This is a genomic window from Olleya sp. KJ81-1, assembly GCF_055808135.1.
On the sequence record NZ_CM147854.1, the window covers coordinates 1,550,016 to 1,568,453 of the forward strand.

The window sequence follows — 18,438 nt, forward strand, 5'->3', positions numbered from 1 at the left end:
ATTTTATTATTATGATTTACAGATTTAGAGTAATACTAGACAACGATACAGAAGAAGATATTTTTAGAGATTTTGAAATTCGCGAAAGCGATACTTTAGAAGACCTACATAATGTAATTACGCAATGTTTTGGCTTTGATGGTAATGAAGTCGCTTCGTTTTACTTAAGTGACGACGAATGGAATCAAGGTGAGGAAATTAGCCTTTTTGACATGAGTGACGGAATAAATGATGTTAGATTAATGAATGAAACTAACCTATCTGACACTGTCCATGAAGCACAAACTAAATTGATTTACGTCTATGACTTTATGAATATGTGGACCTTTTTTGTTGAATTAGCTGAAATTGTTGAAGTTGCAGAAGGTGTTGATTATCCAAACCTAATGTATGTGCAAGGTCAAGTGCCTACTGAAGCTCCTGACAAAATATTTGAAGCAGAAAGCAATGATGATGATTATGATGAATTTGATGACGATTTTAACATCGATGATTACGATAATTTGGACTTTGAAGAAAACTGGAATTAAAAATCTTTTGTATTAACGTCTTCATAGTTACGTTTTACAAACTCCAGAGCATTTCTTAAAATCCCACCCATATTTTCACTTTTTTTAAACTCTAAATCCATGGTATATTCATGGATTTTGGTTTTTAATAGCGCTATGTTTTCTTCATTAGATATAACATCATGTGTCATACAATCTAGCAATCGCTCCAAACGATTGTTATAACTAATCATACGCTTAGCCACGATACTGCGTTCTTCAATTTTATATTGATCGATAGACTCCTTTTTAAACTTACTAACGACCAACTCTACCAAGCGCAGATTTTCTTTAAAAAACTGAGGTCTGTATACCTTAAACTTACCTTCATAACATTGTTGGTCAAAATCAATGGCTCTAATTTTAAACACCACATGATCAAAGTCATGGGTTGGCACAACTACGTAATTGTAAGAGCGCATATCACCAAGTAGCCTGATCATACAACGCTCGTTAAACTTAACAAACTCTTTTGCTATCTGGGATTTTTCAGATTCAGAACAGTCATCCAACATCGTTTCAATAAATACATCTCCAGGGATTCCTGCAATATGCTCTTCGATTAAAGTATTACCATGTACCATAAAATTTAATTGATATGGAGATAACATATGCTCTAATTCTAGACCATAGATACGAGAAGCATCTGCTTTTTTGACATAAAAATAGGTGTAGTTGTCATTTAAAACATTTCGGATTTTTATTCTAAAAGGTTTAGAATTTCCAAAAGTACAATAATCAATAGCATCAATATTTAAAAAGGCATTACTGGTTTCGTTACCATCAGAATGTAGTCTACTGTATACTTTTTTCAGGCTTAAATCAATTTCTACTCTATCAAATTCACTAAAGTAAACACGTATCCACAACGTATCTTTATCATCTTTATCATAAACGGTTACAGAACCTTGAAAACGCAAAAGGTCATCATACAGTATTGTAATTTTAGAGTTTCGGTTATAATCAGACAAATAACTACTCAATTTATCATTAATTGGGTAGGATGGTTTTTTCTTCGAAATTTTTAAATCCTTCATAAGTTTTTCTGTCATTCAAATTTATAACTAATTTTTAAATTGTAACATTTTTACCAATCAATCGTCTTACTTTTAAACCAATCAAAAAACCACACCTCTTGGAAACAATTTTAACCATTAGTAATCTAACTAAAAAATATGGCAATTTAACCGCTGTAAACAATTTATCCTTTACCATTAAAAAAGGAAATGTCTATGGCATTTTAGGACCTAATGGTAGTGGTAAATCAACTACTTTAGGCATTACCCTAAATGTTGTAAATAAAACCAGCGGAAGCTTTAGTTGGTTTGACGGACAAACATCCACGCATAATGCTTTAAAAAAAGTAGGTGCTATTATTGAGCGTCCTAACTTTTATCCATACATGTCTGCTTACAAAAACTTAAAATTAGTTTGTAAGATTAAAGAAATTAGTGAAGACAAAATTGACGAGAAACTAGAATTAGTTGGTCTTTTGGACAGAAAAGAGAGTAAGTTTAAAACCTTCTCGTTAGGGATGAAACAGCGTCTAGCTATAGCATCTGCCCTATTAAACGATCCTGAAATTTTAATTTTAGATGAACCCACAAACGGATTAGACCCTCAAGGAATACATCAAATTAGAGCCATTATAAAAGATATTGCAAGTCAAGGCACAACCATATTATTAGCATCACATTTATTAGATGAAGTAGAAAAAGTTTGCTCTCATGTAGTTGTACTTAGAAAAGGTCATAAATTATACGAAGGACCTGTAGACCAAATGATATCTAGCGAAGGCTTTTTTGAACTAAAATGTGATAATCCAGAACACCTTGTAACCTATTTAAATAGCCATCCAAATATAAAAAACACCAAAGTAACAGATGATCTAATTACTGCCTTTTTAGATGCACCAATGTCAGCATCGGCTTTTAATAAAGAATTAATTGATAACGGAATAGCCTTGTCACACTTAGTACTTAGAAAAGAAAGTTTAGAAGAACAATTTCTTCAACTTACTGACAATTTAGAGGACCAAAACTAATCAATCAAAACAACCAATCATGTTACGACTTTTACAAATAGAATTACAAAAACTTTTAGAAAATAGGATTAGCAAAATCTTAATTTTCTTTTCATTTATATTACCCTTTTTTATCATATTACTATCCTCGTTCAAAATTAATTTCTTTGGGCTTTTTACCATAGATTTAGGTAGCGTTGGAATTTTTGATTTTCCGTATATCTGGCATATCACCACATTTTTTGCTGCACTATTTAAGCTGTTTTTTGCTATAGTTGTAGTAAGCATGATAGGTAATGAATATAGTAACAAAACCATAAAACAAAATTTAATTGATGGTTTAAGTAAAAAAGAATTTATCCTGTCTAAGTTTTACGCACTGCTATTTTTTTCATTAATATCCACACTGCTTGTTGGTATACTAACCTTAGCAATTGGATTGTATTATAATAGCGATAGTGAAGCGTACTATATGTTTAGCGAAAGTATTTTTTTACTAGCCTATTTTGTCAAACTAATTGGATTTTTTAGCTTGTGTCTTTTTGCTGCAGTGTTAATAAAAAGATCTGCTTTTGCACTAGCCTTCTTGTTTATACTATTTATTGTAGAATGGATAATATATGGTATTATATTAAAAAACTATGATGATGATATAGCAACTAAAATACACAACTACTTTCCATTAAAATCCATGTGGAAATTAATTGACGAACCTTTTAGACGTATTGTAGCCATGAAGTCTCCAGAAAAAGTAGATCTAGTCTATGACTTTGCAGTACATTGGCAAGAGATAGGTATTGTTGCGGTTTGGACTACAATTTTTATTTACTGCTCATATAAACTATTGCAAAAAAGAGACCTATAATTGATAAAACCTTTTTAACATCAGACATTTATATTTAAGATAAAATTATAATATCTTTACTAGCATTAGCTAGAAAAAAGAAATGAAAAAGATATTATTAATTTTTGCTGTACTATGTGCATGTACGTTATCTGCTCAAAACGAAGCTGCCAACTGGTATTTTGGAAACAATGCAGGTATTACATTTGACACTTCAACCAATGAAGTTAGTGCTTTAACAGATGGACAATTATCTACTGAGGAAGGTTGTACAAGTATATCTGATAGTACAGGTAATTTATTATTTTATACAAACGGAGAAAATGTATATGACAGACAGCATAATATTATGCCTAATGGAACTGGTTTATTTGGTAATCAATCCAGTACACAATCTGCTATAATAGTCCCTAAACCTGGTGACCCAAATATTTACTATATTTTTACCCAAGACACTACTTTTGAAGGGACTCCTGACAATGGGTTTAATTACTCCATTGTTGATATTTCACTAAATAGTGGCTTTGGTGATGTTACTACTAAAAATCAATTTTTATTATATAAAGCTAGCGAAAAACTAAGTGCTGTTTTAAGAGATTGCGAATCACAAAATATTTGGGTTGTAGCTTTTGGTAGTAATGATGCTTTATCAAATTCAGGTGCGACAGATACTAACAATAACACCTTTTATGCTTTTGAAGTCAGCGCAACAGGCATTAATACCACACCTGTAATTTCCACATTACCATATACTGTAAACCAAAGACGAGGGTATTTAAAATTTTCTCCTGACGGAACAAAAATTGCTATGGCTAATATTAGTGATGGACTACGCTTACTGGACTTTGATCCTGCAACTGGTATTATTAGTAACTCAATTACTATAGCAACTAATATTTCGCCTAGCGGAAAACCACAAAACCCTTATGGTGTCGAGTTTTCTCCCAACAATCAAATATTATACGTCACCACTTATTACGAAACTAGTGGTTCTAATTTTGATAATCCAAGTGCACAATATGGTGCTTTATTACAATATGATTTAACTGCCACTAATATTAGTGCAACAGAAGAAGTATTAGACCAAAGAGTAATGTACAGAAGCGCTTTACAACTTGGACCAAATGGTAGAATTTACCGATCATTAAGTGCGACATACAACCAAGGGACTCCGTTTTTAAGCGTTATTAACAACCCTAACAATCTTGGTCAATCAGCAGACTATCAACATGCTGTAATTGATTTAATGGGTCGATCCTCTAGACAAGGACTTCCTCCTTTTATAACCTCTTACTTTTCAGAAAAAATAGACATAATTCCAACAGATGACCAAAACACCGTCATATTACCTTTATGTACTGGAGATACGTATACTTTAGTTGCCGAAGCTATTCCAGGAGCAATTTATACTTGGACTAAAGATGAAGTCGCTATCCCAACTCCAACTATACCATATGAGTTATTTATTGATGAAGCAGGTAATTATGAAGTCGTCATAGATCCAAGCACTAGTGACTGCGAGATTAAAGAAGGTCAAGCCATAGTAAGTTATTACGATATACCTGTAGCAACACAACCAAGCGACTTAATTATTTGCGACGATAATAATGACGCAACCTCAACATTTGATTTGCAATTACAGGATGCCAGTATATTAAATGGTCAAGATCCAATGCAGTATAGTGTGCACTATTATTTATCTCAAATGGATGCAGATTTAGACGAAAACCAATTAGATAGTCCATACACTAACTCTAATCCTATTGAAACCATTTTTGCTAGGGTTTACAATATTAATAACCCTAATTGTTTTGACACAACTAGTTTTAATTTAGAAGTCTATAATACGCCTACCATAGCTACACTAGTAGATTTGGCTGTTTGCGATGATATCACTGATGGAGATGACTCAAATGGACAATCAACTGTAGATTTATCCACTTATAATGCTCAAGTTTACAACTCCTTAAGTCCTGCTGTTTATGATATTTCTTATCATAACACGCAGTTAGATGCAGATGATAATACTAATCCATTACCAACAAATTATTATAACACAACGCCTTTTAATGAAACAATATATGTTAGACTAGAAAACAGTAGTAATACCGACTGTTATGCTACGTCAAGTTTTGTTATTAATATAAACCCTGTACCAGAAGCTAATAACCAAATCTTGTTTCAATGTGATGAGGATGGTGTTCCGGATGGTTTTACAACTTTCAACTTAAATCAAGCCATTCCTGATATTACAAATAACGCAACTAATACAAGTACCACTTTTTATAGCAGTATGACCAACGCGGAAACAGAAACTAATCCTTTAAATGCTGAAGCCTATAATAATGCTTCCAATCCGCAAACAATTTATGCTGTTGTCACTAATACTACTTCAAGTTGCAAAGCAATTTCTGAAGTTGTTTTAGAAGTTAGCGTAACACAAATTTCGGATTATAATCCACCAATAGTGTGTGACGAATTAGGATCTGAAGATGGTATAAACACCTTTAATTTGAATGATTTTTCGGCAGACATGCTAACGCTTCTACCTACTGGAATAACCATAAATTTTTACGAAACCTATGATGATGCATTATTAGAAACAAATGCATTACCATCTACATACAATAACACGACGCCTTATAATCAAACAATTTATGCTAGAGCAGAAAACAATAATGCCTGTTACGGTATAAACCAAGTATTTTTGACAGTTAAACCATTACCTCAACTATCCGATGATCAAACCATCTTATATTGTTTAAATGAATTTCCTGAAACAATACAATTAAGTGCATCAACACCAACAAATAATAACTATTATTATGATTGGTCTACTGGCGAAACAACTGCTACAATAGACATAAATACAATTGGAACTTATACTGTAACTGCTACTACAGCTGATGGCTGTTCTAAAACTAAAACTATTATTGTAGAAGCATCTAACATAGCTACTATTGATAATATTGAAGTAATTGATGGCACTTTAAACAATAATATTATAACAATTTTAGCGTCAGGAGAAGGTAATTACCTTTATGAAATAATAAACGCAGAAAATTTATCATCTGGTTATCAAGAAAGTAATATCTTTAATAACGTAAAACCAGGTATTTATACCGTAAATGTCAAGGATACAAAAAACAATTGCGGTACTGTAAATCAATTATTTTCTGTAGTTGGATTTCCGTTGTTTTTTACACCAAATAACGATGGAAAAAATGATTATTGGCAAGTATATGGTGTGTCGTCTCAGTTTCAACCAAACTCGTTAATTCAAATTTTTAATAGATATGGTCAATTGTTAACAGAGTTTACACCTACAAGTAAAGGATGGGATGGTACGTTTAACGGACTGCCTGTCCCAACAAATGATTATTGGTTTACAGTAAAATTACAAGATGGTAGACTTTATAAAAGTCATTTTACTTTAAAAAGATAAAATATGAACAAACAAATATTATATACAACCGTAATGCTCTGTATTACTATTTGTTTTTCACAAAATGAAACAGCAAACTGGACATTTGGAGAAAATGCTGGCCTTAATTTTAATTCTGGATATCCTTTACCTTTAGGTGCTTCTCAGTTAAATACTACCGAAGGTTGTGCTAGTATGTCTGACAATAGCGGAAACTTGATTATCTACACTGATGGATCAACCGTATGGAACAAAAACCATGACATAATGACTAATGGATTGGATTTGCTAGGTAATGACTCTAGCACACAGTCTGCTATAATTATCCCCAAACCTAATAGTGACACCATCTATTATATTTTTACGGTCGACGATAGAGCTGGATCTAATGGCTTAAGGTTTTCTGAAGTTGATTTGTCTTTATCTGGTGGTTTAGGTGCAGTAACAACTAATAAAAACATCTTACTAGAATCGCCTATTACAGAAAAACTTACAGCTGTAGAAGCGTCTAATGGTGAAGACATTTGGGTTATTAGCCACAGATGGGAAAGTAACGAGTTTGTTAGTTATCTGGTTTCAGATTTAGGTGTCTCAACAACACCTGTTGTATCTGGTATTGGAACATATTATGGAGGAGATATTAATCAAACCATAGGATATTTAAAAGCCTCTCCTAATAGAGAAAAAGTAGCTTCGGTTGTAAGTTATGTTAGTCAAGTAGAAGTATTTGATTTTAATGCGCTAACTGGACAACTGACAAATCCTGTTTATATTCCTAATTTAAGTACAAATAATCCAGGATTTTATGGTTGCGAGTTTTCACCAGATAGCCAATTACTTTATGTTAGCGAGTTAAATTATGATACAAACCTTTCCTTTATCCATCAATACAATTTAGGCTTAAATTCTGCGTCAAGCATAATAGCATCTGATATTATCGTTGGACAAAGAACTGGGTCTTTTGGTGCCTTACAACAAGCGTTGGATGGAAAAATTTATGTTGCTGAGTTTGACCGAACGTCTATGGCTGTAATTACAGATCCTAATATTATTGGTGTGGATTGTAATGTATTGTCAGGATTTGTAAATTTAAATGACAAGATATGTCAATTGGGATTACCACCTTTTATTCAATCTTATTTTTACGCTACAAACATATTTAATAATACATGTTTTGGTGATGTCACAGAGTTTTATACCGAGTTTAGTACAAGCATAGACGCCATACAATGGGATTTTGGAGATCCTGCTTCTGGCGTTAACAACACCTCAACATTACTAAATCCAACACATGTTTTTTCAAGTTATGGTACCTTTAATATTACTATAAATTTTGTTGTAGATGGTCAAAACCAAACCCTTTACAGATCCTTAACCATTACTGATAAACCACCTGTTTTAACTTTAGACCCATTATATAGCTGCGAAACGGACAATCTATTTAATCTACAAAATGCAATACCATCATCTTACTTGAGTCCAGATTATAATATTGCATATTTTGAAACTTTAGAAGATGCGCAACAGAGAGAAAATAATATATTAAATTTTAGTAATTACGACGCAACAAGTACTAACCAAACAATCTACGTAACACTATCAAATGGAACGTTTAGTGATTGTTTTTCTATAAGTACGTTAGATTTAGTAACAGTTTCTGCTCCAATTATAGCTGATGAAGATGTTTTTTTGTGTAAAAATTCAGTCTCAGATTTTATTACTATTGATGTCGGATATTTAGATTTACCACATAATCAATATTCATTTTTGTGGTTATCAAGTTTAGAAACCACACCACAAATTGATGCATTTCAACCTGGTGAATATATTGTAAGAATCACACTTTTAAGCAGCATAACATCAACTAATCCTGAAGGCTGTTATGCAGACCGATTGGTAACAGTTACAGCTTCAAGTATTCCTTATATAGAAGAAATTATTACAAATAACACAACAATAACGGTTATTGTTTCAGGTTTGGGTGATTATGAATATGCTTTGGATAACATCAATGGTCCTTATCAAAACGATAACATTTTTGAAAACACAACTGCTGGTAACCACATAGTTTATATTAGAGATAAAAACCTTTGTGGTGTTGCCGAAGCACCAATTTGGTTAATAAAATTTCCAGATTATTTTACACCAAATAATGATGGTAAAAATGATTATTGGCAAGTCGAAGGTTTAAGTGACAATTCTAAAAAAAACGCACTAGTTCAAATTTTTGATAGATATGGCAAATTGTTAAATCAATTTAAACCTTCTAGCATTGGTTGGGATGGCAGTTTTAATGGCTATCCAATGCCAACTAACGATTATTGGTTTGTAGTAACCTTAAGTAATGGTTTAATTTATAAAAATCATTTTACATTAAAACGCTAGTTATTCGTACATTTAAGCATGAAACGCTATTAGATGTATCGTACAATTATTGCTTTAATACTATTAACCCTATCAACGCAATTTACCATTGCGCAAGATATAACGCTGTTTCAGCAGTTTAATGGTCGTTATGATTATATAGCAATTGGAAACACTTTAAATCAAGCCGAAAATAATTTATCGCAATCCTTTTGTAGTATTTTACCTTCGTCTCAAGCAAGTCTCAACTTGCCTATGGACAGTAACATAATATCTGCTTATTTGTTTTGGTCAGGCTCTGGACCAGGAGATACTGAAGTCTCATTAAATAGCCAAACAATAATTGCAGAAGACACATATAATGTTACTTATAATGCTGGATCTGATGGGTTGCTTACTTACTTTGCTAGCTATGCAGATGTTACCAATTTGGTAATTACACATGGTAATGGTGACTACTTATTTGCAGATTTAGATATTTCGGAAGTACTAACCTCAACTGCTGGATATTGTAATAATAGGACCAATTATGCAGGATGGAGTCTTTATGTTATTTTTGAAGACAGTACACTTCCTTTAAATCAAGTAAATCTATTTTTAGGATTAGAAATTATTAATGGAGACGTACAAAACAAAACTATCGTTTTAGAAAATGTAAATGTCCTTGATAATGACAATGCCAAAATTGGTTTTTTAGCTTGGGAAGGTGATAATGCCTTAAACTATGGCGAATCCCTATCTATTAATGGTAATGTATTATCCAATCCTCCTCTTAATTTAGCAAACAATGCATTTAATGGTACCAATACTTTTACTAATGCTACTGATTTTTATAATGCAGATTTAGATGTTTACAATATAGAAAACAACATCGCTATAGGAGACACAGAGGTTACAATTAACTTAACAACAGGAGGTTTAGATTCTGTTGGAACTTTTAGAGCCGATTTAATAATAATCAATAATATTATTACAGTTTTAAATAGTCAATTGCCAGACGCTACTATCCAATTAAATAATTACCAGGTTACTTGCAGTGATAGAATATTAACTGTAAACTACTCTGTATTTAATTATAATAGTACAGACAGTTTGCCTGCAAATACACCTATTGCTTTTTTTATAGATGGTATTCTGGTAGCACAAAATCAAACCATCAATACAATATTAATTGGTGGAGAGGAAACCAATCAAATCAGTTTCCAGGTTCCAGATACTATTCCTGATAACTTTATTTTAGAAATTACAGTGGATAATGATGGCACCTATAATGGTATTGTAACAGAAACTAATGAAGTTAACAATGATACCTTTGAAGTAATACAGCTAATACCTTTACCGCAAACCATACAATTAAATCCATTATTAGCATGTGATGAAGGTTATAATAAATCGCATTACGATTTAACTAAGACATTAAACCAAATAGACACAACCATTTATCAGGATTTTTCATTTTTTGAAACCTTAGAAGCTATTTCTAGTAATACCAATATAATAAATCCCAGTAATTATTTTTCAAACAACACACCTCAAACCATATATATTACAGCTATGACTGATATTTGTTTTGACATATTTAAATTTGAATTATTTACAGAACATTGTCCTCCATATATTCCTCAAGGCTTTTCTCCAAACCAAGATACTAATAACGACCATTTTAATATACAAGGTTTATATACCATTTTTGAAAATCATGAATTATTAATCTACAATCGTTATGGCACTTTAATATTTAAAGGTGATGATAATTTAAAGTGGCATGGTCAAATAAACCAAGGTCTAAATAACCAAGGTAAAATAGTACCTGTAGGCACCTATTTTTATGTACTTCATTTAAATGACCCAAAATATAAAACAAAAACAGGTTGGGTTTACGTAAACTATTAAGGAACAAACAATTAATTTAAACTTTTAATCGATAATTATTGCGTTTAATCGATAATTGATGTATTATTGCACAGTACAACGATGAAATATGTTATTTGTCGTGATTTAAATTCCCTTATTGTCAATGAAACTTAACCTACAAACCCCAATCATTGCTACATTTATCTTGTTTTGCCTGTCTACTCATGCACAACAAATTACAGTAGACGACTCATTTACAGCCCAGCAACTTGTAGAAAATAATTTAGTACAAGGTTGTGTTGAAGTAACAAATATTACATCTACCATTAACGGAAATGTTAATGGATTTTCTAGTTTTGGTTATTTTGAAAATGCAAGTTCAGGTTTTCCTTTTGAAAACGGAATAATGCTATCCACAGGTAGCGCTACTTCAGCAGGAAACACACAAAATACTAACCCTTTAAATGAAGGGACTGTTGCTTGGGGTACAGATCCTGATTTAGAAGCTGCTTTAGGCATAGACAATACCTTAAACGCAACGTCTATACAATTCGATTTTATTTCTACATCAAGCAATGTTCAGTTTAATTACATTCTAGCTTCAGAAGAGTATTTTGCTGAATATCCTTGTTTATACTCGGATGGTTTTGCTTTTTTAATTCGCGAGGCAGGAAGTGGTAATCCTTATCAAAACATTGCAGTAGTTCCTGGAACGTCTACTGCTGTAAATACAAATACAATTCATGACGAAATCGTAGGTTTTTGTCCTGCAGAAAACAATGCCTATTTTGAAGGTTATAACATTGGAGATACAAATTTTAATGGTCGTACAACTGTTTTAACTGCTTCTGCAAGCATATTACCTAATGTACAATACAATATAAAATTAATTATAGCAGATCAAACAGACCGAAACTTTGATACAGCTGTTTTTATAGAAGGAAATAGTTTTACAGATAGTGTAAATCTTGGAGATGATATAACAACATGTGATGCTACAGTAACTTTGGATGCTAATACAGACAATCCTTTAGCAACTTACACTTGGTTATTTAATGACACTGTTATCACAGGAGAGACCGGAAGTACATTATTAGTAAATACTGACGGTAATTATACAGTAGAAATTACTGTACCTTTAAATGCTGATTTTTGCACGTTTGAAGATTCAGTAAACGTTACACTTAATAGCATACAACTTGCAGATACATTAACAGACATAATTGTATGCGACGATGCGTCTAATGATGGAGAAGAAAACTTTGATTTATCAACTAAAATAACGGAAGCTGAAGCAGCTTTACCAAGCGCATCGTATACTACAACGTTTCATCTTAATCAAACCGAAGCAGAAAATAACACAAATGCAATAGTAAATTATTTAAGTACAACATCAACACAATCTGTATTTTACCGCGTTCAAGATGACGTTTCTGGATGTGTATATATTGGGACATTTAACTTAATAATTAATCCGTACTTAAACATAACCAATCCTACACCTTTAACTGTGTGTTCCACAGGAGGTGCTTATGTAACTCTTACAGATAAGGATGACGAAATTTCAAATGGTAACAGTAATTATAATGTTAATTACCACTATAATTTGGCTGATGCCGAAAGTGGATTAAATCCAATAGCTTCGCCATACGCTCCTACTACAAGCAATGAGACATTATATGTAAGTATTGTAGATATCACAACTGGATGCAATACAACCACTACTTTAGACATACAAGTTAATATTAATCCTGCAATAAATCCAGATACACAAATGCTAGACGCTTGCGAATCTGATGGAGATGGATACGATACTTTTGATTTAACTCAAAATATTGATGAGGTTTTACAAGGCTTAACCAATGTTACTGTAACATATCACGAGACTTTGGACGATGCCAACAGTGGCTCTAATCCAATTGCAAATCCGACCAACTTTTCTAATACTAATGACTTCGAACAAACAGTATATATAAGAGTAGAAGATAATACAACTGGTTGCGCATCTGTTGTACCATTAGAGATTCACACTTTTTTATTAGAAACAGGTACAGAAATAACAGATTATTTTGAATGTGATGATGCTTCAAACGATGGTATTGTAGATTTTGATTTATTACAAGTAGCTGAAGCCATAATTAATGGATTAGAAGATGTTACTATTGACTTTTACGAAACTGAAGCAGACCAATTGGCTAACATAAACCCAATTAATCAAAATGTACAATATGTCGTAAATGCGTCGCCAAAAACATTATACATTGTATTAAATAGCTTAACATGTACACACAACGCAACTATACAATTAATAATCAACGATGGTTTTGATATTCAAACACTAACCTCTCAAGATTATTGTGACACAGATGACGATGGTTTTACTAGTATCGATTTACATACGTTTGATGATTACGTTGCAACAGATATTGCAGGTGGAACGGTTTCTTATTTTGAAACTCAAGCAGACAGTCAATCTAACTCCAACCCTTTACCTGCGTTTTATTACAATACAGTTAATCCATTAACGGTTTATGTACGTGTACAAAACGAGAATGGCTGCAGTGCTACATCAAGCCTAACAATTAATGTATTACCTGCTCCAACCACAACAACTCCTGACAACATATTGGTTTGTGATGACGATCAAGATGGTTTTTCTATAATTGATTTATCAACTACTATTAATCAAATGGTAGCTGACACATCAGACAGAACAATCACATTTCATAACTCTCAAGTCAATGCTCAAAGTAATACAGATGCCATAGCAGATTACCAAAACTATAACGCTAATACGCAAATGGTTTTTGCAAGAATAGAAAACAGTATTACTGGTTGTTTTTCTATTGAGGTTATCACTATTTATGTAAATACATTACCCGTTTTTAATCCAATAACAACATTAATTAATTGTGAGACTGATGGTAATCAAATTGGAGAATTTATTTTTATTGATAAAGACACAGAAATATTAAATGGACAAATTGGTAAGGAAGTTCTTTATTTTTTATCGCAAGCTGATGCAGATAGCAATAGCAATGCTATAGACAAAACAACCGTTTTTGAAAACACATCAAACCCTCAAACCATATATGTTCGTGTTCAAAATTATACCAATACAGATTGTTATGGTACCTCATCTTTTCAAATAGAAGTGGGCTCTAACCCAATCTACAACAATCCTACAGATGTATTTGTTTGTGACGATGTTAGTAATGATGGTTTTGAAACCTTTAATCTTTCAGAAATTTCAACACAAATCAGTGCAGGTTCTCCTGAAACTTTAAGCATCACTTACCACCTTAATATGGCTGATGCCGAAACACAATCTAATCCTTTACCTAATAACTTTACAACAACCGTTAATCCACAGCAAATTTTTGTTACTGTAGATAATGGTACTTACTGTAAAGGTATTACTAGTTTTGAGTTTAACGTTATTGCTGTACCACAAACTAATGTAGCTAGTGCATTGCAACAATGTGATGATGATTTAGATGGCTTTACTAGTTTTGATTTAACACAATCGGAAGTAGAGGTTTTATCTATTAGACAAGACAATATTGTAATTGAATATTTTACATCTGTTTCAGATCTAGAGCTTGGAACAAATCAAATTAGTGATCCTTCTAATTTTACCAACACATCAAATCCACAGACTGTGTTTATTAAAATATCTAATACTGTGTCCAATTGCTATGCACAAATACCTTTAGATTTAATTGTAGACGTGCCTCCTACTATTACTCCAAACGTGGTTTTAGATATTTGCGAAGATGCTACTTTTACATATAATTTAAACAATGCACTAAATGCATTGATTGACACATCATTAGACATTCAAATTACTTTTTATGCTACTCAAGCAGATGCTCAAGCAGAACAAAATCCATTAAACACAAATTACGTTTATAGTGTGGCAAATAATACTGTATTTGCTCGTGCTAATTACACAGGCAGTACTTGTTTTACTATTCAACCTTTTGTTTTGGCAGTAAACCCAACACCTAATTTAGGTACATTGTTAGATTTACAAAATTGCGATGATGATTTTGACACATTCTCCATCTTTGATTTAAGTCAACAAACACCTTTTGCATTAGCTGGACAAAGTCCAAGTGACTTTAGTGTATCTTATTTTACAACACAAAACGATGCTATTAATAATACAAATGCATTAACAGATTTACTTGTAGACTCCGAAAACAACACATTATATTATGTAAGAATAGAAAACAACGCTACTGGATGTTTTAATACCACTAGCTTTGCGACTATTGTTAGCAGAAAACCAGAAGTAGACATTGAAGACCAAGTGTTATGTTTAGAAAACTTACCATTAATAGTAACTGCCGAAACTAATATCCCAACAGACAGTTATAGTTGGTCTACAAGTAGTAGTTTAAGTTATATTGAAATTACAGAAATTGGAACATACTCAGTAACCGTTACATCACAATTTGGCTGTACTTCTACAGCGACTTTTACCGTTTCAGAGTCAGAAGCTGCAACTATTGACTTTACCGAAACAGTAGATTTTTCAGACCCAAATAATATTACAGTAACCGTTTCTGGTATTGGTGATTATTTATATCAGCTTGACGACTTAGACCCTCAAGACTCTAACATTTTTGGTAACGTACCAATTGGTCCACATACAATAACTGTAATAGATTTAAATGGATGTAACTCAACAACCAAAGAGGTAGTTATAATAGATGTACCAAAATTTGTTACACCTAATGGTGATGGCTATTTTGATTATTGGCATATTACTGGTGTAAACCAACTTAAAGGTACTGTGGTTAATATTTACGATCGTTATGGTAAATTACTTAAAACATTAACACATGCTTCTCTTGGATGGGATGGTAGATATAATGGTAACTTAATGCCTGCAAGTGATTATTGGTACGTTGCAGACATAAAAAAAGGCGCTATAGCGTTTCAGAAAAAAGGACATTTTACACTTAAGCTTTAACATTTCAAATTTCATTTAACAAAAATTGTTTTTTTACCTTTGCAAACCATTAAAAAGGCATGCAAAAAAGACTCTTTATTATTCTATTTTTAATTGTAAGTTTTTCATCTGCTCAAAACGTAGTTACAGATGTTCAAACCTATACACCTCAGCAACTTGTAGAGGATATCTTAATTGATAGTAGTTGTATTACAAATGTACAAGTAACTAATGTTGTTGGTGGTAATTTTGGAGGATCAGACCAAAGTTATGGATATTTTGACGCCACAGGTACAACATTTCCTTTTCAAAGCGGAATTGTTTTAAGTACAGGTCGTTTAAGTAATGTAGATGGTCCTAACGATTCTTTAAGTGATGATGATGCTTCTGGTTGGGATGGTGACCAAGATTTGGAGATTGCACTAGACGAAACTAATACTTTAAATGCAACCATATTAGAGTTTCAGTTTACCTCTGAGGCTACACAAATTAGCTTTAATTATATTTTTGCTTCAGAAGAATATCAAGAAAACAACGCCAATACATGTCAATATTCTGACCTATTTGGATTTTTAATTCGTGAAATAGGCACAACAGACTACCAAAACATTGCACTTGTTCCTGGCACTCAAGTTCCTGTAAAAGTGACAACTGTTCATCCAGAAATACCTGGTGGTTGTCAAGAAGAAAACGAATTTTACTTTGGAAGCTGGAATGATAATACTGCACCAATTAACTTTAATGGTCAAACCAAAGTCCTGTCTGCAGTAGCTAACACTGTACCTAATACCACTTACGAAGTTAAATTGGTAATCGCAGATGAACAAAACTACAGATATGATTCTGCTGTATTTTTAGAAGCTGGAAGTTTTGAATTAACTACAGATTTAGGTCCAAACTTACTTGAGTCTACAAACAACGCACTATGCGAAAACCAAAGCATAGACCTAGATGCCACACAAACTGGAGCCATAATTTACAAATGGTTTAAAGATGGCACAGAGCTTCTTACAGAAGTTAATCCTATCCTAACAGTAGCAGATACTGGAACTTACAACGTAGAGGTAACCTTATCTAATGGTTGCATATCTTATGGCGAAATTGTGATCGAGCAGTTTCCTGCACCTACAACCATAAGCACAACCTTAACCCAATGCGATTTAGAACAAGATGGCATAACAACTTATAATTTATTTGATACAGATCAAACCATTACTGTTGGTAATCCAGATTTATCTATCATTGGTTTTTATAATTCGCTAACAGATGCAGAACAACAAATAAATGCCATAACAACGCCTGATAGTTTTCAAAATACTACCATCAATCAAGTGGTTTACGCTTTAGTCATAAATAATTTATCCAGTTGTACAGCTATAAGTCAGATAACGTTACAAATTTCAAATAATAATTTACCTACTTATAATTTAGACGCTTGTGACGATGCCATAATTGATGGATTAACCACTTTTGATTTAAGCCAAGTAAGCACGCAAATTGCACCTTTAGTTCCAGCAGAAGCTACTGTAAATTATTATTTAACGCAAGAGGACGCTTTCGCGGAAAACAATCCGTTGCCAACAAACTTCCAATCTACAATTCCAGATTTTCAAACCATTTATGCACAAGTAACCACTAATGGATCGGATTGTTATGCTGTAACAGACGTTAACTTAAATGTACTTTTCACACCAGAAATTTCGGAAAACGAAAGCTTTGAATATTGTTTAAATAATTTTCCTGAAACCATAACCTTAAATGGAGGAGTATTAAACGACTTACCAAATAACTATTACTACCAATGGTTATTAAACGGAGTAGATACAGGAGTAAACACCTCTTTTATTGAAGCAAACCAAATAGGAGTTTATACTGTTATTATTACAGGCACCAACGGTTGCTCAAACACCAGAGACATAACAGTTACTTCAATTGAAGCACCTATTATTGAAAATGTAGCTTATACAGAATTAACAACCAACAATACAGTGACGGTTACGCTATCCAATACAGGAGATTTTGAATATGCTTTAGACAATGGGACATATCAATCCTTTAATTCGTTTTCAAATGTGTCTCCAGGCATACACACAGTTTATGTTAGAGAAATTGATGGCTGCGGAATGTCAGAGCAAACCATTGCTATCTTAGGCTTTCCACAATTTTTTACTCCAAATGGAGATAATTACAATCAATACTGGAAACCAATAGGTATTAATGATACTTTTAATACAGATTTAGATATTAAAATATTTGATCGTTATGGTAAGTTAATTCATCTTTTAAATCCACAATCCTCAGGTTGGGATGGTACTTTAAATGGCCAATTATTACCTAGTAATGATTACTGGTATTTAGTTTCTAGATCTAATGGTCAAAAAATCAGAGGTCATTTTAGTTTAATTCGTTAGTGCTAATTAT

At 32.5% G+C, this 18,438-nt stretch carries 9 protein-coding genes; 8 read left to right on the forward strand and 1 reads right to left on the reverse strand.

Annotated features, from left to right (window positions below; translation table 11 throughout):
- The first annotated feature begins 11 nt into the window (after positions 1-11).
- On the forward strand, positions 12-530 hold the full coding sequence (locus tag AC0L3M_RS07470; protein WP_145002413.1) for an IS1096 element passenger TnpR family protein: 519 nt from the start codon (positions 12-14) through the stop codon (positions 528-530).
- On the opposite strand, the gene AC0L3M_RS07475 is transcribed toward AC0L3M_RS07470, so the two are convergent.
- Positions 527-1,585 (reverse strand): hypothetical protein, encoded by a 1,059-nt coding sequence (locus tag AC0L3M_RS07475; RefSeq protein WP_473432384.1) that lies wholly within the window; start codon positions 1,583-1,585, stop codon positions 527-529. The genes AC0L3M_RS07470 and AC0L3M_RS07475 overlap by 4 nt on opposite strands.
- Before the next feature lie 98 nt (positions 1,586-1,683).
- Here AC0L3M_RS07475 and AC0L3M_RS07480 point away from each other — a divergent pair, with 98 nt between their 5' ends.
- From AC0L3M_RS07480 to AC0L3M_RS07510, 7 genes are all read left to right on the forward strand, one after another.
- Positions 1,684-2,592 carry an ABC transporter ATP-binding protein gene (locus tag AC0L3M_RS07480; protein ID WP_292949662.1) on the forward strand — a complete coding sequence of 303 codons (909 nt, stop codon included), beginning with the start codon at positions 1,684-1,686 and terminating at the stop codon, positions 2,590-2,592.
- A gap of 19 nt (positions 2,593-2,611) precedes the next feature.
- Positions 2,612-3,436 (forward strand): ABC transporter permease, encoded by an 825-nt coding sequence (locus AC0L3M_RS07485; RefSeq protein WP_292949665.1) that lies wholly within the window; start codon positions 2,612-2,614, stop codon positions 3,434-3,436.
- A gap of 82 nt (positions 3,437-3,518) precedes the next feature.
- Positions 3,519-6,860 (forward strand): T9SS type B sorting domain-containing protein, encoded by a 3,342-nt coding sequence (locus AC0L3M_RS07490; protein WP_473432385.1) that lies wholly within the window; start codon positions 3,519-3,521, stop codon positions 6,858-6,860.
- A 3-nt stretch (positions 6,861-6,863) separates the two neighbouring features.
- Positions 6,864-9,224, forward strand: a complete 2,361-nt coding sequence (locus AC0L3M_RS07495) for a T9SS type B sorting domain-containing protein (protein ID WP_473432386.1) — start codon at positions 6,864-6,866, stop codon at positions 9,222-9,224.
- 33 nt (positions 9,225-9,257) lie between these two features.
- Complete coding sequence (locus tag AC0L3M_RS07500; RefSeq protein ID WP_473432387.1) at positions 9,258-11,096, forward strand: T9SS type B sorting domain-containing protein; 1,839 nt, start codon at positions 9,258-9,260, stop codon at positions 11,094-11,096.
- 124 nt (positions 11,097-11,220) lie between these two features.
- Complete coding sequence (locus tag AC0L3M_RS07505) at positions 11,221-16,038, forward strand: choice-of-anchor L domain-containing protein (RefSeq protein ID WP_473432388.1); 4,818 nt, start codon at positions 11,221-11,223, stop codon at positions 16,036-16,038.
- A 59-nt stretch (positions 16,039-16,097) separates the two neighbouring features.
- Positions 16,098-18,428 (forward strand): choice-of-anchor L domain-containing protein, encoded by a 2,331-nt coding sequence (locus AC0L3M_RS07510; protein ID WP_473432389.1) that lies wholly within the window; start codon positions 16,098-16,100, stop codon positions 18,426-18,428.
- The last annotated feature ends 10 nt before the right edge of the window (positions 18,429-18,438 follow it).

Bases quoted from the DNA above. Each gene is read 5' to 3' on its own strand.
- AC0L3M_RS07470 (WP_145002413.1), top strand. From the start codon at position 12: ATGATTTACAGATTTAGAGTAATACTAGACAACGATACAGAAGAAGAT.
- AC0L3M_RS07475 (WP_473432384.1), bottom strand. From the start codon at position 1,585: ATGAAGGATTTAAAAATTTCGAAGAAAAAACCATCCTACCCAATTAAT.
- AC0L3M_RS07485 (WP_292949665.1), top strand. From the start codon at position 2,612: ATGTTACGACTTTTACAAATAGAATTACAAAAACTTTTAGAAAATAGG.
- AC0L3M_RS07490 (WP_473432385.1), top strand. From the start codon at position 3,519: ATGAAAAAGATATTATTAATTTTTGCTGTACTATGTGCATGTACGTTA.
- AC0L3M_RS07495 (WP_473432386.1), top strand. From the start codon at position 6,864: ATGAACAAACAAATATTATATACAACCGTAATGCTCTGTATTACTATT.
- AC0L3M_RS07500 (WP_473432387.1), top strand. From the start codon at position 9,258: ATGTATCGTACAATTATTGCTTTAATACTATTAACCCTATCAACGCAA.
- AC0L3M_RS07505 (WP_473432388.1), top strand. From the start codon at position 11,221: ATGAAACTTAACCTACAAACCCCAATCATTGCTACATTTATCTTGTTT.
- AC0L3M_RS07510 (WP_473432389.1), top strand. From the start codon at position 16,098: ATGCAAAAAAGACTCTTTATTATTCTATTTTTAATTGTAAGTTTTTCA.